The sequence below is a fragment of the Prolixibacteraceae bacterium genome (genome assembly GCA_019856515.1).
Classification (GTDB): domain Bacteria; phylum Bacteroidota; class Bacteroidia; order Bacteroidales; family Prolixibacteraceae; genus Halosquirtibacter; species Halosquirtibacter xylanolyticus.
On the sequence record CP082230.1, the window covers coordinates 398,731 to 424,025 of the forward strand.

Consider the following 25,295-nt stretch of genomic DNA (forward strand, 5'->3'; position numbering starts at 1 on the left):
TCGATTGCTTTAAATTTGCACCTAATCTTTCTATGAAAATAACATTCTCTTTTTTAATAATAAATTTATTTTTTGTACTTAATTGTGTTGCTAATTCCACCTATAATTATGTGCCAATAACAGTCAAAGATGGATTGCCAAGTAATAAGGTAACTTCCCTCTTAAGAGATTATAAAGGACTTTTATGGATAGGTACGGATAATGGTTTATGTTGCTATAATGGAGATCAAATTAACTATGTCCGTTTGAAAGAGTTGGATGATATTTTCCCAAAATTATCATCTGTTAAGTTTGTCTCAGAATCGAGAGATAGTACTTTGTGGGTCGGTTTAAAGAAACATTTATTATTTTTAAATAAAGGAGATAACTCATTTAAAGTGATATCTCTAACGAATCAACATGGGGTGTTGAAATCATTTTGTGTGAATGATAGCCTTATTTGCTTCGGGTGTACTAATGGGGTTTTTGTATATAATAAAAGTGTTAATCGAAAACCTCGATTTGTTCCTTTTCCAAATAAGCAAGTATTACACTCTATGTATGGTATGAGCTTTACTCAGAGTTCGAATATTGTAATTGCTTCAAGAAAAGGAGTTCAACAGTTAGATTTTAAAAGAAAAAGTATTCGATCTCTAATAGGTCAGAAAAAGTTTAAAAGGTATGTGCCAAATCGAATAGTATCTTTGCCTAACAACGAGTATCTAATTTCTACAAGATCTAAAGGGTTGTTTCAACTTCATAATGATGGACGCTTGTTACCTATCGAGTGTTCTAGTTTTACAACTTCACATTACCCATTAGTATTGGATATGACAAGAAGTAAAAAAAAGGTTTGGATTGCTACTGATGGTGATGGAATTTTAGTCTATGATCTATATAGTAAAAAACTATCATCTCTAAAGCATACCCCTGGAAATAGCCAAAGTTTGGTTTCAAACTCAATACAAGATCTTTTTGTAGATCGATATGATAATCTATTTGTGGGGAGTGTTAAGTCAGGGATTTCTGTTGTAAATAAAAGTAATTTAGTTAGTTATAAAGAGGTTGTGAATGGTGATAATGCTGGACTATCTAATAGTGCAATCCTTGCGGTTATTGAAGATAGTCGTTATCGTAATATTTGGATCGGTACGGATGGTGGAGGCTTGAATGTCTTCAATCCTACCGAAAATAAGTTTATTCATGTTCCAGAACTCAAAGATGAAAAGATTGGTTCGATTTGTGAGTTAAAGCCAGGGAAGTTACTCGTTCGAATGTATCGAAAAAGTTCAAGGGTGTTTGATATTAAGGAAATGAAATTCGATAATAATAATCTCTACCCTTGGTTGAGGAAGATGAGAGGTAATCCTACATCAACGATTGTTTATATTAGAGACAACAAGCAACGTGTCTGGAAGTTAGGTAGAGGTGTCGATGTCTTAGATAAAAATGGTCATGTTTCATCTTTATCTCGAGCTAATGGATGGAAAGGTCGAGTTGATGTGAGATTATACAACGTAATGAGAGTCAATGATTATCTATACCTTGGTGTTGGTTTCGGAGGGGCTTACCATATAAATTTCAAGAATAAGCGAATTTCACCTGTACTTAAAAATATTGCTTTGTATAAAGGCAAGAGTATAAACATTAGTCGTGTGATAAAGCAAGGGGAAAGATTTTGGATGTCATCAAATTATGGATTATTATTTTATGAAAACAATACCTTAAGCCGTTTTGATATAAATGGTGTTGATTGGGAGTCTATTCGATCAGTTGAAAAAGGTGATAATAATACATTATGGGTTGGAACTTCAACTGTTTTATATCACGTCGATTTGAAAACAAAAAATGTTCGTTATTGTGGAGCATCAGAAGGAGCTTCTTGTTATAGTTACTCCCTTAGAGGTACATGTTGCAGTAGAGATGGAAATATTTATATGGGGGCAGGTAATGGGCTAGTTATAATTAAAAAGCAAGACCATTCTTGGTGTAAAGAAAGAGCAAATGCAACACCTTTCGTAAATCGTATAGTTGTCGATGGTGTGAAGTTTAAATCCTTTGATAGTAATCTCGTTGAACTACCATGGGATAATAAAAGTGTGAAGTTAAGTTTTTCCGTTAATGAAAGAAGTTTCTTTAGACGGCGTAGATTTATGTATTCGATTGATGGTTATACCGATGATAAAATCCCATTTGATCAAACAAACTTAATGCTTGGTCATTTACCTCCAGGAAAGTATATATTGTCAATATGGTGTGATTTGCCTGATGGAAGCTGGCGGGAATCTGCTCTCAAGATAAAATTAAATGTGAATAAACCTTGGTGGAATCATTGGCTTTTTATTTTGATACTCGGCTGTAGTGTCTGTTTCGTTGTGACTATAATTATTCGTCGTAATAAAGAGAAGAATAGACTCTTGATGGAGCTAGATCTTGAGAAAAAGAGAAAAGAAGATGTAACAAAAATGATTAAGCAGAAGGATGCTTTTTTAACCAATGTTTCTCATGAATTAAGAACCCCGTTGACATTAATTTATGGACCTATAAGAAGAATGTTGAGAGAAGTAGAGGTCACACCTGTGAATTTTGTTGAACATTTAAAAAAAATGGATTATCAGGCTACAAAAATGAAGAATATGGTAGACAATGTGATTGAATTTCAACGGCTAGATTCGAAAGGAGAAGTTTTATCATTCTCTACGCTTCATATTCATTTTTGGTTAGAGTGTTTACTAGATCAATTCGAGGATCTTATAAAAACAAAGAATTTGTCTTTTCATGTTGATTTTCCTGAAAATAAAAAAATTGAACTAGATTTTGATAAGCTAGAGGTCGTTATAAGTAATCTGATTGTTAATGCAATAAAGTATTCGCCAGAGAGAGATACTATTGATCTTGCTGTTTTATTTAAAGATCAAAAAATATATTTTTATGTGAAAGATAATGGTCCTGGAATAGATCCAAATCATCTTGTGCATATTTTTAAACCTTTCTATCAAGGTGAGAATTCACAATCTGGTTATGGTGTAGGTCTTTCGTATGCAAAACGATTAATTGGATTGATGAATGGAACGATAAGTGTTCTGAATACGAGTCCAATTGGTGCAAAATTTGAAGTAGCTGTCCCTTACGTTGAGGTCGAAGAGGAAAAAGATTGTGTTGTTGTGAGTAAGAACCAAGATGCTGAAGATGTTCTCGGATCATCTATAATCTTATTGGTTGAGGAGGACCGTAATATGATTGAATATATTCAGAATATTCTTGGGAATACTTACAAGTTAATTATAGTATCAAATGGAAATGAAGGATGGCATCATATCGTAAATAATTATGTCGATTTAGTGATTACAGATATTGAAATGTCATTGATGAATGATTCAGATTTATGTCTTAAAATAAAATCAAATTCTAGATATAGCCATATCCCTGTTTTAATCTTATCCGCAAAGGTAGATTATCAGAGTAAGGTCCTAGGGTTCGAAAATGGTGCAGATTTATATCTTTCAAAACCATTTGATGGTAGAGAAATCAAAGCAATGGTTCAGTCGTTGTTGAGAAATCGTAATTATATGAAAAAGGATTTAGGTATAGTAAATGAAACAAGTGAAAGTTTAGATTATAATAAATCGAATGATGTTGAATTTCAAGAAAAGATTACAATGATCATTCAAAACAATTTACACAACCCATATTTAGATGCATCTTTTATTCAGTCAGAACTTAAAATGAGTCGATCCTCTCTTTACGTTAAGTTTAAGTCTGTTACAGGTAAAGGGGTGAGTGAGTTTATTCGTAATCAAAGAATTACACAAGCATCATCTCTCTTAAGGTATACAGATCAAACTGTTAGGGAAATATCATCGAAAGTAGGGTTTGAAAACCAAAGATATTTTAGTACCGTTTTTAAAGAGCAAGTAGGATGTACTCCGAGTAAATATAGATTACTAAAATCCTAAAATTACCTTTAAAGATTCGTATCGTCTGTATTACCTATAATGTTTTCATATTCTGAGAATTTACCTGTTTTAGTAACGAAAATTAGATCTTGATATCCCTATGTCATTTTATAGCATGATTAATGATCATGATAAAAGTATACTCTTCCCTTCATAGCTTTTTTACAACAACAAGTATTTGTTACAACTTATTGATTGTTTATAATACAATTCGAGTCATGACCGAATATGTTTATATGCATATTATATAGATGATAATTACATCATTGAATTTGAAGTCAATATATCATACAATAGATGTATTTGAGACCAAATAACGTACTTCTGCTAGTATAATGCTAGTTAGTAGTGTTTTGGATGATTATTGACATTGAGACTAAATTATACATATCTGGTAAAATTGGACATTATAGAACAATTGCAGAATTACTAATAACAGAAAGCTATTCCGATCCTTGTAGTTTTATGATGATTGAAATTGATAGAAGATAAGTCGAGTTTGATCCATTGGAAATATAAACTAATAATGATCAGATCTTGGAGTTCAAATTGTCTCAGGTCGTTGAAATTAATGTGTTATAATTAGATGGATTTAAACTTTCTACGATTCAGTACAAAGAAATGTCCTAATTCTTATTAGTGTTAATTATATCGTTATTAATGTTATTAAGGTGTTAGACTCTGTGTTACCTTAGGGTTATCGTCTATTTTCAAGAATATGAAAAACTAAAACAACTAACTATGGACAAGAAAAGTTTACTGTTTATTTCGTCAGTATTGTTAGGAAGCTTTTTTACAGTTAATGCAAAGAAGAAAGAGCGAAAACCGAATATTCTTTTTATCATGTCAGATGACCATACCAGTCAAGCGATCGGTATTTATGGAGGTAGACTTGCTTCGTTAAACCCAACGCCAAATATTGATCGGATTGGAGAGGAAGGGATTGTTTTTGAAAATGCTTTTTGTACTAATTCTATTTGCTCACCTTCAAGAGCTTCTATAATGACGGGGCAGTATAGTCAAACAAATGGAGTGTTAGATTTAGTTGGACGTTTGAGTCCCGAAAATCAATATTTGCCTCAGGAGATGAAACGTAATGGTTATCAAACGGCAATTGTAGGTAAATGGCATTTAAGAGATAAACCAGAAGCTTTTGACTACTATAATGTGTTTCATGGTCAAGGTCGTTATTTCGACCCTGTACTTTATGAGAAAGGCAGTGATGAGAAAGTGTCAAAGAGGGATTGTGGTCTAATATGGATGAGAGTAGATTCTTTACCTGGGCACAAATATTATGGACACTCTTCGGATATCGTTACAGACCTGTCTTTGGATTGGTTGGAGAATAAAAGAGATAAGAGTAGGCCTTTTATTCTAATGCATCATTTTAAAGCACCTCATGATCTGTTTGAGTTTAATCCAAAGTACAAAGATTATCTAGCGGAAAAATTTATTCCAGAACCTGCAAGTATGTATTACGATAGTAATCATGGGTCAATTGCAACCAAAGGTGAAGTAGGAAAGCTTTTAGATACAATTGGTTCAAGTGTTGGCAAACGGAATATAATCAGAAATATGGGGATGCATATGGAAATTGATTCTACTTTATCAGATCAAGAGTATAAGCATCAAGCATATCAAGAATACTTAAAGAGGTATTTAAGATGTGTAAAAGGAGTAGACGACAATGTAAAACGTCTTTTAGATTACTTAGAGGTGAATGATTTATTGGATAATACAATAATAATATATACAGGAGATCAGGGATTTAATTTAGGGGAACATGATTATATCGATAAGAGGTGGATGTATGAAGAATCTATGCGTATGCCATTCTTAGTCAGATATCCTAAAATAATTACTCCAAACACTAGAACTGATGCGATAATTAATAACACCGATTTTGCTCCGACTATTATTGATATTGCTGGAGGAGAGATCCCTGAAGAGATGCAAGGCCATAGTTTTAAAGAGATCTTAGAATCGGGAAAGGAACCTCAGAATTGGCAGCAAGAAACATATTATCGTTATTGGATGCATATGGCACATAATCATGGAAATCCAGCCCATTTGGGTATCCGAACCAAGCGTTATAAGTTAATCTTGTTTTATGGAAAAGACTATACTGTAAGGGGAGGTATGAATCCTAATAAATATCAATTGATGACAAGACTTCAAACTCCTGTTGCTTGGGAACTCTATGATTTACAAGAAGACCCAATGGAGATGAATAACTGTTATGATGATCCGAAATACCAAGAGGTAGTTGTACAACTGAAAGATCGTTTGAGGAATAAGCGTAAAGAGCTAAATGAAGAAGATGCAAAGTATCCAGAATTAGAAAGGATAATTGAGAATAACTGGAATTAATAGTTGAAGATATTTGCAGTATAAAGTTTAAAAAAGTTCGGTTTCATAGTTGAATGAGTTCTCACTAATTGAAAGATGATGATTATGCAAAAGATTATTACTGTACTGTCTATTTATATTGTTTTATTATTTGCAATCAGTTGCAAATCTGTTTCACCTCCTAGGCCATTAATGCCAATCCCGACAGATGAGCAGTTAAAATGGCACGAATCAGAAAGAAATGCTTTCATTCATTTTGGTTTGAATACATTTAATGATATGGAGTGGGGTTATGGTGATACACCAAGTACAACATTTAATCCCATAAAATTAGATGCAGAGCAATGGGCTAAAACAATAAAGGCAGCTGGATTAAAAGGAGTTGTATTGACCTGTAAACATCATGATGGGTTCTGTTTATGGCCATCAAGATATACGGAATATTCTGTAAAGAATTCTCCATGGAGGAATGGAAACGGTGATTTAGTAAAAGAAGTTTCAGATGCATGTAAGAAGTATGGGTTAACTTTTGGTGTTTATTTATCTCCATGGGATAGAAATAGTTCAGAATATGGAACTCCTGAATATATAGAATATTTTAGACGTCAGTTAACAGAATTGCTTACTAACTATGGCGAGATATCAGAAGTTTGGTTTGATGGTGCAAATGGTGGGACAGGTTGGTATGGTGGTGCCAACGAAAAAAGATCGGTAGATAGAAGAACGTATTATGATTGGCCTACGACAATTCGTGATGTAATAAGAAAAAATCAGCCACACGCTTTAGTATTCAGTGATGCTGGTCCAGATATTCGTTGGTGTGGTAATGAAAAAGGAATAGCTGGAACAACAAATTGGTCAATGATAACTGCGAAAGATTATTATCCAGGGTGTGCTAAGCAAAAGGACCTTAATCGTGGTGAAGAAGATGGATCTGATTGGGTTCCTGCTGAAATAAATACCTCTGTGCGTCCAGGATGGTTTTATCATAAATCAGAAGACCATAAAGTGAAAGGATTAACTCAACTTATCGATTACTATTATGAATCTGTTGGAAGGAATGGGACAGGACTTTTAAACTTTCCAGTCAATAGGAATGGACTAATAGATCCTATAGATTCAATAAATGTAGTAAAGTGGCAACAGCATTTAGATCAGGATTTTGCAAATAATTTAATAAAAGATGCGAAGGTGACTAGCTCTAATATTAGAGGAGGGGCCTCTAGGTACGATGTTACTCATGTTATTGATGATAATAAAGATAGTTATTGGGCTACAGATGATAGCGTGATTAAATCTCATATTGAGATTTGTTTCAGAGAAGAAATATCGTTTAATCGATTTCTAGTTCAAGAATATATCGCCTTAGGGCAACGAGTTAAATCTTTTAAGTTAGAATATGAGAAAAATGGGAAATGGATTCCAATAGCAAATGAAACGACGATTGGGTACAAAAGAATTCTTCGGTTTAAAACGGTTCGCGCTACGAAGGTTCGTTTCTCAATTACAGATAGTCGTGCGTGTCCTACGATAAGTAACATTGCATTATATAAGGCTCCTAAAATACTTGTTGAACCAATGATTTCACGTAATAAATTAGGTGAAGTTAAGGTCGAAGCTTTTGATCTAGAAATAGATGTTTTGTATTCAATAGATGGCTCAACGTTCAAGAAATACACCAACCCTTTTTTATTCGATCAAAAAGGATGTGTAGAAGCTTATGTATTTGATCGTGATAGTGGAAAAAAAAGTGACACCTCTTCTATCTATTTTGATATATGTAAGACGAAATGGAAAATGTTGGAACCAATTCAATCAGCTAAATCTAATTTAATGTTCGATGGAAATCAACAAACTAGATTTATTCGTAAGGTGAATAAATTCCCATATAAAATGACCTTCGATTTAGGTGAGCAATGTGCAATTAAAGGTTTCCGATATTTGCCAGATCAGTCTAGAAGAGCTAAGGGAATCATTTTTGATTATTCATTTGATATATCTAAAGATGGAGAGTCATGGAAGAGAGTTTTGCATGGAGAGTTTTCAAATATAAAAAATAGCCCCATTTGGCAAACTAAAATATTTAAAGAACAAACTGCTAGGTATGTTCGGCTTGTAGCAGAAAGCAATGTGGCTGAAGATACTTTTGTTGGAGTTTCTGAATTTGATATTATAACTAAATAAACACACAAAATGAGAATTTTAACTAAACTAATGATTTCAGCTGTTGGTACTAGCGCGTTAGTATTTAATGCAGGTAACACAATGGCAAAAAAGAAACAAACAAAAGACCCAAATATTATCTTTATTCTAGCTGACGACCTTGGGTATGGCGATGTAAGTTGTTTAAACTCGAAGTCAAAGATCCAAACCCCTAATATAGATAAGCTTGCTAAAAGAGGTGTTACTTTTACTGATGCACATTCGAGTTCATCTGTATGTACACCTTCAAGGTATAGTGTTCTTACTGGTCGGTACGCGTGGAAAACTAGACTAAAAAGAGGTGTGTTAAATGGTTGCGATAAGTCACTGATGAAGAAGAATCGTATGACAGTGGCAGCATTATTAAAGAAAAAAGGCTACCAAACTGCATGTATAGGGAAATGGCATTTAGGAATGGACTTTGCCACTACTGATGGAAAAAAGATAAATGCTAAGAATATAACAAACATAGATTATACTAAGGAGATAAAAAATGGACCTAATATGTTTGGATTTGATTATTACTATGGTATTTCTGGATCAATGGATATGGCTCCATACCTTATTGTAGAGAATAGTCGTTTTTTAGAGAAGCCAGATACTATCTATCGTAAAAGATGTGCTTATGGACGTCCTGGTCCAGCAATAAAAGGGAGAGGTCCAGAATGGTTTCTTCCAACGTTTACAGATAAAGTTGTTTCACAAATACAATCGTATCAAGACAGTTCGAAGCCATTCTTTATTTACTTTCCACTAAATGCCCCTCATACGCCTGTAGCTCCAGGGAAAAAGTATAAGGGTAAAAGTCGTATTGGTGATTATGGTGACTTCGTAATGGAAGTAGATGATGTAATAGGAAGAGTCGTTCGCACTTTAAAAGAGCAAGGAATTTTAGATAATACATTAATCATTTTGACTAGTGATAATGGTCCTGAAACAATCTGTTATAGACGCTATCTTGATACAAATCATAATAGTTCAGGATACCTTAAAGGTGTAAAACGAGACTTGTGGGAAGGTGGTCATCGTGTTCCATTTTTTGCACAATGGCCTCATAAGATTAAAGAAGGAATAAAAACAGATCAAACTATTTGTTTGGCAGACTTCTTTGAAACAGCTGCTGAAATTGTGGATGTGAAACATGACAAATCTCAAGGTGAAGATAGTTATTCATTCTTACCTCTATTACAAGGAAAGAATAAAGAAGTTCGCCCGTACACAATTCACCACAGTGCAAGAGGAGACTTTGCAATTCGTAAAGGTCCATGGGTTTTTATTGAAAAAGGAAATGGCAACTCGAATAATACAAAAAATAGAGGAGCGATGGACTATTACAAAAAATTAGGCTATTCGATTGATCGTCTAGGTGGTTATCTGTATAACTTGGATAAAGATAGAAGAGAATTTAATGATGTTTCAGAGTCTAATGATAAGATCGTTAATGAACTAAATGAGTTACTACAAAACGCAAAGAAAGGATATGAAGCAAAATAATTATACCATTAGTATTATTCTTTTATTCATTTCACTGGTGTCTTATGCTCAGCCGAATAAATTATCTGACCCAGAGTTGAATAGCCGAGTGGAGTCATTATTAAGTAAAATGACATTACAAGAAAAGGTATCTATGTGTCATGCTAACGGGAAATTTACGGTAAATGGAATAGATCGATTAGGTATTAGAGAAATGTGGCTTAGTGACGGACCTCATGGAGTACGAGAGCAAATAAATTTTCATAACTGGAAACCTGCTGGTTGGACAAATGACTTCTCTACTTATCTTCCTCCATTAACGACTTTGGCGGCTACATTTAATCCTAAAATGGCTGACTTGCATGGTCGGGTCTTAGGACTCGAAGCTAGAGATCGAGGAAAAGACATCATTTTAGGCCCAGGGGTAAATATATTACGTAACCCTACATGTGGTCGTAACTTTGAATATATGGGAGAGGATCCACTTCTAGCTTCGAGTATTGTTGTGCCAGAGGTGATTGCAATACAAAAATGTGGAACAGCAGCTTGTGTTAAACATTTTGCATTGAATTCACAAGAATTGAATAGGCATGGAGTAAATGCAATTCCTAATGAAAGAACATTAAGAGAGATTTATTTGCCTGCATTTAAAGCCGCTGTAAATGAAGGTGAAGTGTACTCTATAATGGGAGCTTATAATGAATTCAGGGGAACAAATTGTTGTCAAAGTAAGCATCTTGTCAAAGAGATACTTAAAGAGGAATGGGGTTTTCGTGGAGTGTTAATGACTGACTGGAATTGTGATATTAATACAAAATCGGCAGCTGTAAATGGATTGGATTTAGAAATGGGGACAAATGTGAAGAGCTATGACGATTATTTTCTTGCAACCCCGTTCCTAAACAAAGTAAAATCTGGCGAAATTGATGAAGAAGTTCTTAATGATAAGGTTCGTAGAATATTAAGATTACAACTTGCAATTGGAATGATGGACTCAATAAGGGTCCAAGGAGTTAGAAATACTCCTTTACATCAGGAAATTGCACAACGAATTACAGAAGAGGCAGTTGTACTTTTGAAAAATAAGGATGTGCTTCCATGGCCTAGTGATGTAAAAAGTATTCTTGTTTTAGGGCCAAATGCAAATCGTCTACATGGGCATAGTGGTGGTAGCTCTAAAGTTAAATCAAAGTATGAGATTTCACCTTTAGAAGGATTAAAACGTTATTGTGGTAATGATATTGAGGTAAAGTATGTAAACACAGCTTCATCATCAGGTAATCATACTATTTGGGATGAGTATGTTGTTTCTGAAAATACAGCTGCTGGAGTGCCTGCATGGAGATTTAGTTTTTATAATTCATTAAAAAAAAGAGCATTAGCTAATGTGTGGGTAGGTACACCTAATTTTCAGTTTTCCGATTTAAATAAAATGGGTAGAACAATAATGATATCGAAAGAGATTGATTATTGTAGCTTAAAAGGATCAGTGAAGTCTCCTGTGACTGCAACTTTTCCTCTTATGGTAAAATCATCTGGCCATATAAAAGTCAAGATCAATAATAAAGAAGTTTATAATGGTGTGTCATCAAAGGAATATTTGCCTATACCATATGATTTTATAGAGGGTGATATATATGATGTTGAAATTCAAACAAATGAAATAAAAGAATTAAAGGTTGGATGGGATCTACCTAAAGAGGTGGATAATGTAGACTATCTTTCTTTAGCAACGAAATATGATGCTGTAATCTATTTTGGTGGACTTTCACATGGTTTAGATAGAGAAGGTGAAGATCGTCCTAATATGACATTACCAAATGGTCAAGATCAAATAATACAAAAGCTATTAAGTGTCAATCCTAATACAGTGGTATTTATGATCGGGGGATCTCCTGTTGAAATGCCATGGGTAAAACAGGCAAATGCCATTGTGTGGGGATGGTACGGAGGAATGCATGCTGGTGATGCTTATGCACGTATTCTATTTGGAGAAGTTAATCCTAGTGGAAGATTACCTTTTACAATTGCAAAAAAACTAGTTGACTACCCAGGTGTCGTGATGAATGATTATGATCCGATGTCTTGTGAGTATAAAGAGGGAATAAATGTTGGTTATAGATGGTTTTTGGATAGAAAAGACTCAGTAAATTTCTGGTTTGGTCAAGGTGAAAGCTATACAAGCTTTGAATACGATCATTTTAGGGTGAACCAAAAAGAAGATGATAATATAGAATGTGAGTTCAAGGTATCTAATACTGGACGTATAGATGGTGCAACAGTTCCTCAAATCTATGTTCGAGATGTGAAAAGTAGTGTTGTGAGACCAATCCGAGAATTAAAGGGATTTAAGAAGGTATATCTCAATGCTGGAGAAGCTAAATGCGTTCGACTTATCATTCCCAAAAAAGATTTGAGATTTTGGAATGAGGACATTAATGAATGGCAGTTTGAGAAAGGAAAGTATGAGTTCCAATTGGCAGAGAATGTGAATACGGTTGTCATAAAACGAACTATTAAGTTATGATTAGATTATTTAAAAAGATAGGATTATCAGTATTATTGCTTTCTTCTTATATGTCGCAGGCCAAGAAAAATACATCTGACTATAATATTCTTTGGTTAAGCTGTGAAGACATCGGCCCTGTTTTAGGTTGCTATGGAAACAATGTGGTTCAGACACCTAATATTGACCAGGTTGCTAGAGAAGGAGTCGTTTATGATCATGCGTATGCAACAGTAGGGGTGTGCGCTCCATCTAGGTCTTCAATCATTACAGGAATGTATCCTGTAAATATCGGAACTCATAATATGAGAACAGGGAAACATTTTACCTATTCCGAGAGTGTTACATTAGAGACAATTCAAAATATTTACGACCAAAGAGGACATAATGTTCCACAATATTCAGTTGTTGTTCCTCCATTTGTGAAATGCTTCTCTGAATATATGAGAAAAGCTGGTTATTACTGTACGAACAATAGTAAATGTGACTATCAATTTGCTTGTCCTATAACAGCATGGGATGAATGTAGTCGGAAAGCTTCATATGAAAACCGACCTTTAGGACAAAAATTCTTTGCTGTATATAATCATGGCGTAACTCATGAATCACAAATATGGAAGCGTGATAAATTACCTCTTACTGTTGATCCTGATAATGTTATCGTTCCTGATTATTATAAGGACACTCCTTTGGTTAGACGCGCAATTTCGAGAAAATACTCTAATATTGAAGCTTTTGATAAGCAAGTTGGAGAGTGGATTGATAAATTGAAAAAGCAAAATCTGTTAGATAAAACAATTATTGTTATATGGAGTGACCATGGAGGGAATTTGTTAAGACAAAAAAGAGCCGCAACTAATTCTGGACTGCGAGTGCCTCTAATTATACGTTATCCTGATAAACAATCGGCAGGAACACGTGTAAGTGACTTAGTATCATTAATGGACCTCGGGCCTACTATGATGTCACTTGGTGGGATAAAACCACCAGCGTATATGCATGGTAAGGCTTTTGCAGGAAAGTATAAAGAATCGAAGACACATAGATATATTTATGGATCTGCAGATAGAATGGATGCAGTATATGATCAAGTGAGAAGTGTTATAGATGGTCGATATGTCTATATAAGAAATTATTATCCCGAGAAACCATATATGTCTCGTTTAGAGTATCGAGAACAGATCCCAATGACACCAGAATTGTTTCAGTTAAGCATGGAAGGTAAGTTAGATGGGACAAAGAATTATATTTTCTCAGCAACAAAACCATTAGAAGAATTATATGACTTGCATTCCGATCCTGATGAAGTCAAGAATCTTGCTGGTAAAACGGGGTATTTTGACAAGTTACAGGAATTAAGAACAGCATTAGGAGAATGGCAACTACGTGTTTCAGACAAAGGTTTTATCGCCGAACAAGATTTAATACGTATGATGTGGCCAAATATGATTCAACCAGAAACCTCAAATGTAATCTTCAAGTTAAACAAAAAAAAACTATCGATGGATTGTAAGACTAATGGAGCAAGTATCGCATATCAATTGGGAGATCAAATTGGAGGACAGCATTGGACACTATATGATAAGCCTTTAACTCTAAAGAAAGGTCAGGAAGTTATTGCGAAAGCAATTCGGATCGGATATAAGCCATCTAAGACAACTGAATTTGATTATGAGTAAGTGTTTCACGTTACTGATTCTTATAAAGTAGGGTTAAGTTTCTAATGATCAGGTTTTAATGTAATCTGCCATAATTAGTAAGTATACAGAGATAATGTCGGATTGGTAGTTCAATGAATGTATTTACAAAAAACTATAATCTATGAAAAGAATAATAATAGCACTAGTATTAATTAGTCAAAGTGTATCACTGTGGGCATCAGACAAAAGCAATAAAGATCAAATTGTGTATAATACTTCAGATGAAAGTTTACACCAATACAATTGTCCTGAGTGGTTTCGTGATGCAAAATTTGGGATATTCCTTCATTGGGGAGTTGCATCTCATATGGGTGTCTGTGGTTGGTATAGTAAGTGGATGTATTGGCAAGATGCATCTATGGCTAAGAAAATACCCGACTGGGCAGATGGAACTTACGACTACCATCTAAAGCATCATGGGCATCCCAGTAAAGTTGGGTTTAAAGATTTATGTCCTTTATGGAAAGCTGATCGATGGGAGCCGAATGAACTGGTCACCTTATTTAAAAAAGCTGGGGCTAAATATGTGGTCCCACTAGCAAATCATCATGATAATTTTGATAATTGGGATTCTAGTTCTCAACCTTGGAATTCTGTAAATATGGGTCCAAAGCGTGATATAATTGGAGATTGGGGAAAAGCAATTAGAGCACAAGGATTATATTTTGGAGTTTCTTCTCATGCAGGACGTTGTTGGAAACATAATCAAAGAGCTTATGCTTCAGATCAAGAAGGACCAATGAAAGGAGTTCCTTATGATGGGAACCTTACAAAAGAAGATGGAAAAGGAAAATGGTGGGAAGGATATGATCCTGCCGATTTATATTGTCCAAAGCTTAAGCCTGGACAAAAATCTCCTGATACACTATTTCTTAAGAAATGGTATCTCCGAACAACTGAACTTTACGATAAATATAATGTAGATCTTTTATATTTTGATGGGTTAGGATATCAGTTAGGTGAAACTTATCGAAGAGTGGTGGCCGAATTCTATAATACAAGTATGAAGAAGAATAATGGCTCTTGTGAAGCAGTTGTGACCATAAAAAGGGCTAAAGATAGAAAGGCAGTTGTAGACGATTTTGAAAAGGGGGTTGCGAAAGATTTACGTCCATATCCATGGCAAACAGATACTCCATTAAGTACTTGGTATTACAGTAAAAACAACACAGATATAAAGAAACCAGCATATGTTATTGTCGATATGTTGATAGATATTGTAAGTAAAAATGGAAACTTATTATTGAATGTCGCAATGAAAGGTGATGGTTCTCTTGATGAGAATCAGCGACAAGAATTAATAAAGATTGGTAAATGGTTAGATATCAATGGTGAGGCAATCTATAGTACCAGGCCATGGAAGATCTATGGTGAAGGACCAACAAATGCTCAAGAAGGACATTATAAGGAGTTTACAAAGAATGATAAGGGGTATTTGTCTGAAGATATTCGATTCACAACTCACGATAAAAATTTGTATGCCATTGCTATGGATGTGGATGAGAAAGGGGATTATTTAATTAAATCCTTAGGAAAATCAAACGAGTATCTAGATGGAAAAATTAAAAAAATATCTCTTTTAGGATACAATGGTAAAGTGAAGTGGAAACAAACCTCTTCCGGACTTAGAATTCATACTAAAGAAGTTCCTAATTCATATGCTTTAGCATTTAAAATAACAATTGAATGAAAAGATTTCTATTAATATATCTAGTCTTTTGTTGTTTTTATTCAATGGGGAAGAAGAACAACAAAAGACCGAATGTAATCATTGTTATTACTGATGACCAAGGAAAAAATGATTTAGGTTGTGAGGGGAATTCATACATTCAGACTCCCAATCTAGATCGATTTTATGACAATGCTATTCGATTAGATAATTTTCATGTATCTACGACATGTGCCCCTTCAAGAGGGGCACTAATGACAGGTCGACACACCAATCGTCTTAATGTGTTCCATACTATAGGTGGAAGATCACTCCTATTTGAAGATGAAATAACAATGGGACAAGTATTTGCTTCGAATGGTTATACCACAGGGATGTTTGGAAAATGGCATCTTGGAGATAATTATCCTTTTAGGCCAGAGGATCGAGGCTTTCAAGAAGTGGTAAGACATGGTGGTGGTGGAATAAGTCAAGCTCCAGATTATTGGGGGAATGATTATTTTGATGATACTTATTATCATAATGGTAAGCAGCAGCAATATAAAGGTTATTGTACCGATGTGTTTTTTGAGGAAGCAATAAATTTTATTGATGATAATAAAGATGAACCATTCTTATGTTACTTATCGACAAATGCTCCTCATGGTCCTCGCAACTGTCCAATAGAATATATCGATAAATATAAAGATCAGCCTAAACTTGAAGATAAGTTTAAACGTTTTTATGGAATGATTTCAAATATTGATGACAATTTCAAACGCTTAATAGATTATCTCGAAGAAAATAATTTAAGAGAGAATACCATCCTTATTTTTATGACAGATAATGGGACTGCAGGTGGAAATAAAGTCTATTCTGCTGGAATGAAAGGAGCTAAAGGCAGTCAATATGAAGGTGGTCATAGAGTCCCCTTTTATATTCAATGGCCTCAAGGTAAATTAAAAGGAGGACAAGATATAGAAAATCTAACAGCACACTATGATGTTCTTCCAACCTTGATGGAAATGTGCGATGTTAAGTATAATTTTTCAAAAAAAATTGATGGGAAAAGTTTTAGGACACTTCTATATGACTCTAGTGCGACTTGGTCGAACCGAATTCTTTATGTGGATAAACAAAGGGAATCAAATTTGGTGAAAAACAAAGATTATGCTGTAATGGATAATCGATGGAGATTAGTGAATGGAAATGAACTTTATGATATTAATGAAGATTTAGGACAAAAGATAAACTTATATGATAAATACCCTGAGGTTGTTGGACGACTAAACGAAGGTTATAATCGTTGGTGGCAATCACTGGAATCGGAAGGTGTAGATCGAAGATTTGCATATATTAAGGTTGGAACTCGATTTGAAAACCCAACAGCTTTAAGTGCTCATGACTTACTCTCTCCAAGAAAAATAGGAACTTATGATCAAACCCACTGTGTTTCGTGTAAGCCAGGTTCTGGGATCTTTAAAGTTTCATTTGAGAAAAGTGGACGATATCGAATAACATTGTCTCGATTTCCTATTGAAAGCGATTTAAGAATAAATCAGACTTTCCCAAAGAAAGTACAAGAAAAAAGAATTGAAAAGAAATGGCAAGCTAGTACAAAATCAGATTTCGAATTTGCAAAACTAGATTTTGCTCAATATCACATGAAAAAGAAGATTACATCTCAAGATAAACTAATTTATTTTGAGCTAGATGTTACCAAAGGTAACTATGATCTCTCTTCTGTTTTTGAAGATAAGAATCGTGTTATTTATCCTGCTTATTACACTTATATTGAAAAACTATGAAAAGAATATCATTTCTAATTATAATGGTGCTTTTTGTGTCATTTTCATGGGCAAAAAAACACTCGAAGAAACCTAATATTATCATTATTGTAGCTGATGATCTAGGCTACTCCGACTTGAGTTGTTATGGTAGTAAAGACATTAAAACACCAAATATTGATCGATTAGCAAACAATGGTGTACGTCTTATTGATTTCCATACAAATGGAACGGTTTGTAGTCCAACTAGGTCTGCTTTATTGACAGGGAAATACCAGCAAAGAACCTCTGTTTCTGAAATTGTAACAGTTTGGGATAGAGATCATGGCTTAGATCTAGAGGAAATAACTTTTGCAGAACAACTAAAGAAGGCTGGTTATACTACGGGTATATGTGGGAAATGGCATCTTGGATATAAAACAATGTATAATCCGATTAATCAAGGCTTCGATCTGTTTAATGGATATGTTAGTGGTAATATCGATTATCATGGACATCAGGATTACCGAGGTTTTATGGATTGGTGGACCCAAGATGAAATTCAAAATGAAGAAGGATATTCTACGGATCTCATTACAAAGTATGCATTAAGATTTATTGATAGTAATAAAGATAAACCTTTTCTTCTTTATATTCCTCATGAAGCACCTCATGGACCTTTTCAAGGACGAAAAGATATGGCTTTTAGAAAGACTGGACAAAAAGTTCCTGATAAGAAACGTTCTTATGATACAACTCGTCTTATTTATAAAGAGATGGTCGAGGTAATGGATGAAGGTATTGGAAAAGTAATGGCTTCTTTAAAGAAGAATAATCTAGAAAAAAATACAATTGTCTTCTTCTTTAGTGATAATGGTGGTGCTAAATATGCTAAAAATGCGCCACTAAGAGGTGGTAAAAGTTCTGTATACGAGGGAGGTCATCGTGTGCCGTGCATAGTGAGTTGGAAAGGAAAGCTTAAGCAGATTGAGTTGGATCAAACCTTAATGACGATGGACATATACCCTACGATAACAAATTTAGCTGGAATTGAGAATGATCATTTTATTGATGGACAAGACATAATGGGGGTTTTGTCAGATGGAGAAAAACTGAATCAACGGGATCTTTTTTGGGAGTGGAGAGGTAAATTTGCTATGAGAAGAGGTAATTATAAACTAATTCTATATCCCAATAAAAATGTTGTAGAGCTATATAATTTAAAAGAAGATATTGCTGAGAAAAATAATATTGCAGTAGTAAAACCTGAATTAGTAGCAGAAATGAAGTTAGCTACAGTTCAATGGTTTAAATCGGTGAGTAATCAATAATATAATACATAAATATGTTCCAAGTAAAACTAAAATGGAGGCTATTACTGTGTCTTATATTAGGAATCACAGTTTTACAAGCTAAAGATGTGCACGTATCTGTGAATGGTAATGACAAGCAAGATGGATCTTTAACTAATCCTGTACAAAGCATCCAACGTGCTATTGAAATCTATCGAATATCAGAAAAATCCAATTATAATCGCTCATATATTTGGATTCATGGAGGAACCTATAGAATATCACAACCTATAGAATTATCTATAGATGATAGTGGCTCTAAAAATGCAGAATTGGTCGTAAAAGCAGTTGACGGTGAGAAGGTGACAATAACTTCAGCCCAGGCTCTTGACTTGAAATGGAAAAAAAGTACAGGAAATATTTACAAAGCAAAGTTAAGGCTAGAAGAGGACATTGATCAGTTGATTGTAAATGGTCGAATGAACCATATGGCTAGGTATCCTAATTTTATAGAATCAAGTGTCGGTCAAGTTAATGGTAAAAAACGTACTGAGCCTTTTAATGGTGGAGCTTCAGATGCTTGGAGTATTCAAAAAAGTGAAGAATGGAAAGATCCCACAGGAGCATATATGCATGCTATGCATCGAGCCTTATGGGGAGATATTCATTATGAAGTAATAGGAACGAAGAGCAATGGAGAGCTTGAGTTTATTGGTGGATGGCAAAATAATCGTGTTAATTCAATTTCTGCTGTTCATAAAAGTTATCGAATGATAGAAAATATATATGAAGAACTCGATGCTCCTGGAGAATGGTATTATGACAAAAAGAACTCAATGATATATCTATATCCTTTTCATGATATCGATTTATATAAGGCAAATATCGAGGCTGTACTTCAGACTCAAGAACTCATTAGAATTGTTGGAGAATTTGAGCCTTATTTAACAAAAATGGATATAAAAGGAGGTAATGGAATTGTTTTTCATGCTCAAATGCCAACTATAAAGAAGCCCGTTCATCATATTGTTTTTGATGGAATTAGATTTACGGGGACATCTAGAACTTTCATGGATAACAAAGAACCTTTGTTAAGATCTGATTGGACAATCTGTAGAAGTGGGGCTTTTTATATATCTGGAGCTGAGGATATAATACTGCAGAACTGTTCATTTTTCCAGCTGGGTGGAAATGCTTTATTTGTAGATGGTTACAATAGAAGAGTCTCTGTAAAAAGTTCTTATTTCCACCATAATGGTGCTACGGATATAAACTTTGTTGGTTCAACTCAGTCAGTTCGAAACCCTTTATTTCAATATGGAGAGAAGAAAGTGCCTTTTGATAACATTGATACGTCAGTGGGACCTAAAACACCTGATTATCCTGAGGATTGTTTGGTAGAAGATTGTTTAATGACACAATGTGGACGTGTGGAAAAGCAAACAGCCGGAGTAAATATTGCAATGAGTTCTAGAATCACTGTACGACACAATACTATATATCGAGTACCCAGGGCCGCAATTAATATATGTGATGGATGTTGGGGAGGTCACCTTATAGAATGGAATAAATGTTTTGAAACTGTATTAGAAACAGGTGATCATGGTGCATTTAATTCATGGGGACGTGACCGATTCTGGCATTCAGCTTCTCCGAATGGGGCTAGAGAAAAAATGGACGATGGTTCTTTACGTATAAAGAAAATGATTGAAAGATGGGACGATGCACCTCTGTGGGATGCATATCAAACAAATATTATACGTAACAACTTTTGGATGTGTGATAATGGTTGGGATGTCGATCTCGATGATGGTTCAACCAATTATGAGATCTATAACAATTTATGTCTTAGAGGTGGTCTGAAGACTCGTGAAGGATATCATAGAAATGTGCATAATAATATCATCTTTAATTATTATACATGTAATGTCCCTTATCCATCTCCTACTTATGATCAATTTAAATCAAATATTATTGTCGGAGATACTTATGTGTCAACATTCCCTACTAAATGGGGTGGCTCTCTTGACTACACCTTGTTTCATAATCCGTGTTTTAAAGAGGTTGTTGGTGCAACTTCTATTCAAGATTGGACATTTCAAGATAAGAATAGTAAAGTGGGAGATGCCCAATTTGTAGCTCCTCTAGATGGTGATTTTAGAGTGAAGAGTAATTCTCCAGCATTAATGCTTGGTTATAAGAATTTTATAATGAGTGGATTTGGGGTCGTTTCATTACATTTAAAAGAGCTAGTTCCAGATGTAGATATTATTATGCCATCTCAATATTTTGACAATGTAAGAAGGGGAGATAAGAACATAAAATACAAAGGTGCTGAGTTTAATTCTCTTGATACTGGCTCTGAACAAACAGCATATGGTTCAAAATCGGTATCTGGAGCTATTATTACTAAAATAAGTGGTGCTAGTGCTATTAAAAGATTAGGTTTTCAATTGGATGATGTCGTATTAAAACTTAATAAGACGGATATCGTAACAGCGAAAGATCTTCAAAAAAAAATATCAAAATTAAAAGAAGGTCAAGAGTATACTGCTGTAGTATTAAGAGGACAAGAAGAACGAACCATAAAATTTAAATTATAATCGTATAATTATGGCAAAATGTTTTGCTTATTTTATTGGGTTTTTACTCATTCCGTTCTCTTCTATAGGAAAAGTGTGGGTCCCTAGTATTTTTTCTTCAGGAATGATATTGCAAAGAAATGAAAATGTTAAGATCTGGGGGAAGAGTTCTCCCAGATCATTGATTGTTCTAAGACCATCATGGACTAACGAAACTCATACGTATTCAGACGATCAAGGGTGTTGGAATATAAGAGTGAAAACAGATAATAGTAGAGATGTTAAACATCTTAGTATATGTGATGATAGTAGTAAAATAGAAATCAATAATATACTTTTTGGTGAAGTATGGCTTTGTAGTGGACAGTCAAATATGGCATGGGAAATTGTTCACAAGTTTAAAAGTGGTCATAAAGTATCTTGTAATGATGCAACAAAAATGACCTCTTCATCAAAAAAACATTTGATTAGTTATTTTACTGTTCCCAAAAGGTCGGAGAATAAGCCTATTCAAGGAATCGATGGTGAATGGATAAAAGCTACCCCTAAAACGACCGAGAATTGTAGTGCTGTCGCCTATAGTTTTGCTGAAAAGTTAAGTGAGCAGTTAAATGTTCCGATAGGAATCGTCATCTCAGCTGTTGGTGGGTCTAAAATAGAAGCATGGTTAAATAAGGAGAATAATAACAAAATAGGATTTAACCCGAAGATACGAACAAATAGTGTCCATTATAACTCGATGATATACCCTATAAAAGGGTATGGAATTAAAGGTGTAATATATTATCAGGGAGAATCTAATCGACATCGACCAGAAAGGTATGAAGTGTCATTTCCTATGCTAATCCACCAGTGGAGAAGTGACTGGAATAAAGAACTCCCTTTTTTTTATGCTCAGATTGCACCATATCATTATAAAGATGGTCATAGTTATATGATCCGCGATATACAGAGGAGAGTTGCTGAGAAAGTATCTAATACAGGAGTAGCAATATTAATGGATTTAGGAGATGAGAATAATGTCCACCCTAAAACAAAGAGACCTGTAGGACATCGGTTAGCTAATATTGCTTTACATGAAACATATGGAAAGAGATTGAATGTGATGTCCCCCATTATTAAAAAGGTGAAAGCTAAAGGTGGAAAAGTGGAAATCACATTTAATAAGAATATTATATTAAAAAGAAGCAATGAGTTTATGATCTCTGGCGATAATGAGCATTTTTATAATGCCAATGTATATCAGAAAGAGGATAATAAACTGATCATTGATTGTGAGAACGTAAAGATTCCTAGTATCATCAGGTATGCTTTCAAGAATTGGTGTATTGCGGAACTTTACGGGACAGATGGATTACCTGTTTCATCTTTTGAAATTAAGTTGTAGACCAATAACTAAACGATAAACAACTGCATTTATAAACTAAATTAAACCACACGATTATGAAGAAACTCTTTTATATTTTGATGATGGCTTTTATGCCTTTATGCCTTAGTGCAAAGGTTTGGATTCCTAAAATTTTTTCTTCGGGAATGATTATGCAAAGAAAAGATCATGTTAGGTTATGGGGGAATGCTTTGCCAAATTCAAAAGTGGTTATTGCATCCTCTTGGGCAAGAACAATTGAATTGAAAACGGATAATGAAGGTAATTGGAAGACTGTAATCAAAACAACTGATAATCGAAATAATCAGACGCTAACCATCACTGACAATGAAAGTAAAGTTGAATTGAATGATATCTTATTTGGAGAAGTATGGTTATGTGGAGGACAGTCTAATATGGCTTGGAAAGTAATTCAACCACTTAAAAATAATCGTAAAATCGAATGTAAGAATGCCAAAGATATGATAGTTTCTTCGCAGAAACATCAAATACATTTCTTTACCGTAGGTAAGGGGGCATCAGATGTCCCACGCAATGATGTGACAGGAGAGTGGATAAAGGCAACTCCCGAAACAACTGCTGATTGTAGCGCTGTTGCTTATAGCTTCGCAGAGAAGTTAAGTGAAGAACTTCAAGTACCAATTGGATTAGTGATTTCGGCAGTAGGTGGATCTAGAATAGAAGCTTGGATTAATAAAGAAAACAATCAATTAGTTGAGATTCCAAAGGAACTTTTAACCTCAAAAAAATTGAATAAAAAACCATATGGATTGTATAATGCGATGATTTATCCGATTCAAGGTTTTGGTATTAAAGGTGTAATCTATTACCAGGGAGAGTCTAATAGAGATGACGCGGATCGATATAGCAAATTGTTCCCCATTCTAATAAAACAGTGGAGACAAAATTGGAATAAGGAATTATCGTTTTATTATGCCCAAATTGCTCCTTATGATTATGAAACAGGAGAAAGTTACAAAATTAGAGAAGTTCAAAAAGATGTTGCAAACACTATTACCAAAACAGGAATTGCAATTACATTAGATGTTGGAGAGAAAAAATCAATACATCCTAAGAATAAAAGGCCTGTTGGAAATAGACTTGCACTTCTTGCTTTGAAAAAAAATTATAATAAACATGGAATAAAGGCCATCTCTCCACAAATAAGAAAAGTCAAGTTAGTTGGACGAAAGATAGAACTGACTTTTGATGAAAATATCTTCTTACACGGGCATGATGAATTTACAATATCAGGAAGTAACCATAAATTTTATCAAGCTGAGGTAAAACAATTAGGGCCAAAGAAAATATTAGTATTCAGTACCGAAGTGGAGGTTCCTTCAATTGTTCGTTATGCGTATAGTGATTGGTGTACTGCTCAAATCTTTAATTCCACAGGACTTCCAGTATCTTCTTTTGAATATCTAATTAATAGTGACCTATGAGAAAAATACTACTTCTAACTTTTTATCTTATTTTCATAATGTTAAATGGCTTTGCTCAAAAGAAAGGCCCCGATAAGAAAATTGCATTTAAATATACTCCTCAGGGTAAATTGTCTCTGCATGCATTTTATCCCCCAACATATGATAAGAATAAAAGCTATCCTACTGTCATATTCTTCTTTGGGGGAGGGTGGGTTAAAGGTGGTCCTGCTCATTTTTATGGACAAGCAGAACATTTGAGTAGCCTTGGATTAATATGCTATTGTGCTGAATATCGAACACGAACAAGTCATAATACTTCTCCATACGAATGTGTTAAAGATGCAAAATCTGCAGTAAGATATGTTCGTGAAAATGCCAAAGAGCTTGGTGTGAATCCAAACCTTATTGCTACAAGTGGAGGATCAGCTGGAGGCCATTTAGCAATTTGTTGTGCTATGATAACAAATATTAATGACGATAATGATGATCTCCGTACAAGTGCTGTTCCAAACCTATGTTTTGCATATAATCCAATACTTGACACAACAGAAAAAGGTTTTGGGAGTGATCGTATGTTAGGAAATGATACGATTCTTTCCCCTCTTCATAATGTGCGTTCTCATCTTCCTCCGATTCTTATTATGACAGGAACAAAAGATAAATGTGCTAAATGGGAGAATGCTTTGGATTTTCGTAAGGAAATGAGAAAAAATAAAAATGATCTTGTGCTACGACCATTCTTTGGTCAAGAGCATAGCTTTTTTAATAACCAAAAAAGAAAAAATCCAAAGAAAGGAGATATACATTATAAGTTCACGCTATATGAGTCTGAGTTATTTCTGTGGATGCATGGCTTTTTATCTAAAGAACCTACTTGGGAGTATAATTTCTTCCATAAAGGTTAGCTTTTGTCCAATGTTGGTATTCTACTAGGTTAATAAATAGGATCAATTCACATAAAATTATATCTTTATAGTACATTCTTATTATAACTTATAAGAAAAAACCATTAAATAAACTGAAAACAC

At 34.3% G+C, this 25,295-nt stretch carries 13 protein-coding genes; all 13 read left to right on the forward strand.

Going from position 1 to position 25,295, the window contains the following annotated elements; all coding sequences use genetic code 11:
• The first annotated feature begins 32 nt into the window (after positions 1-32).
• The 13 genes from K5X82_01395 to K5X82_01455 all read left to right on the forward strand — a co-directional run bounded on the left by K5X82_01395 (position 33) and on the right by K5X82_01455 (position 25,172).
• The gene (locus K5X82_01395; protein ID QZT37558.1) at positions 33-3,935 is read left to right on the forward strand and encodes a helix-turn-helix domain-containing protein; all 3,903 of its coding nucleotides are present in this window, start codon (positions 33-35) and stop codon (positions 3,933-3,935) included.
• Between the two features lie 741 nt (positions 3,936-4,676).
• Entirely contained in the window at positions 4,677-6,305 is a 1,629-nt protein-coding gene (locus tag K5X82_01400; GenBank protein QZT37559.1) for a sulfatase, read from the forward strand.
• An 84-nt stretch (positions 6,306-6,389) separates the two neighbouring features.
• Positions 6,390-8,468, forward strand: coding sequence for an alpha-L-fucosidase (locus K5X82_01405; GenBank protein QZT37560.1), 2,079 nt, complete (start codon positions 6,390-6,392; stop codon positions 8,466-8,468).
• Positions 8,469-8,477: 9 nt separating this feature from the next.
• Positions 8,478-9,980 carry an arylsulfatase gene (locus tag K5X82_01410; protein ID QZT37561.1) on the forward strand — a complete coding sequence of 501 codons (1,503 nt, stop codon included), beginning with the start codon at positions 8,478-8,480 and terminating at the stop codon, positions 9,978-9,980.
• A complete protein-coding gene (locus tag K5X82_01415) occupies positions 9,967-12,486 on the forward strand; it encodes a glycoside hydrolase family 3 C-terminal domain-containing protein (GenBank protein ID QZT37562.1) in 2,520 nt (839 codons plus the stop codon). Before K5X82_01410 ends, K5X82_01415 begins: the two co-directional genes overlap by 14 nt.
• Positions 12,483-14,144, forward strand: coding sequence for a sulfatase (locus K5X82_01420; protein ID QZT37563.1), 1,662 nt, complete (start codon positions 12,483-12,485; stop codon positions 14,142-14,144). Before K5X82_01415 ends, K5X82_01420 begins: the two co-directional genes overlap by 4 nt.
• 142 nt (positions 14,145-14,286) lie before the next feature.
• On the forward strand, positions 14,287-15,855 hold the full coding sequence (locus K5X82_01425; protein ID QZT37564.1) for an alpha-L-fucosidase: 1,569 nt from the start codon (positions 14,287-14,289) through the stop codon (positions 15,853-15,855).
• Entirely contained in the window at positions 15,852-17,621 is a 1,770-nt protein-coding gene (locus K5X82_01430; GenBank protein ID QZT37565.1) for an arylsulfatase, read from the forward strand. Before K5X82_01425 ends, K5X82_01430 begins: the two co-directional genes overlap by 4 nt.
• Positions 17,618-18,910 (forward strand): sulfatase, encoded by a 1,293-nt coding sequence (locus K5X82_01435; protein QZT37566.1) that lies wholly within the window; start codon positions 17,618-17,620, stop codon positions 18,908-18,910. Before K5X82_01430 ends, K5X82_01435 begins: the two co-directional genes overlap by 4 nt.
• A 14-nt stretch (positions 18,911-18,924) precedes the next feature.
• Entirely contained in the window at positions 18,925-21,474 is a 2,550-nt protein-coding gene (locus K5X82_01440) for a PDZ domain-containing protein (GenBank protein ID QZT37567.1), read from the forward strand.
• A 10-nt stretch (positions 21,475-21,484) separates the two neighbouring features.
• Positions 21,485-22,840 carry a sialate O-acetylesterase gene (locus K5X82_01445; protein ID QZT37568.1) on the forward strand — a complete coding sequence of 452 codons (1,356 nt, stop codon included), beginning with the start codon at positions 21,485-21,487 and terminating at the stop codon, positions 22,838-22,840.
• 56 nt (positions 22,841-22,896) lie between these two features.
• A complete protein-coding gene (locus tag K5X82_01450) occupies positions 22,897-24,285 on the forward strand; it encodes a sialate O-acetylesterase (protein ID QZT37569.1) in 1,389 nt (462 codons plus the stop codon).
• Positions 24,282-25,172, forward strand: coding sequence for an alpha/beta hydrolase (locus tag K5X82_01455; GenBank protein ID QZT37570.1), 891 nt, complete (start codon positions 24,282-24,284; stop codon positions 25,170-25,172). Before K5X82_01450 ends, K5X82_01455 begins: the two co-directional genes overlap by 4 nt.
• Positions 25,173-25,295 lie beyond the last annotated feature (123 nt).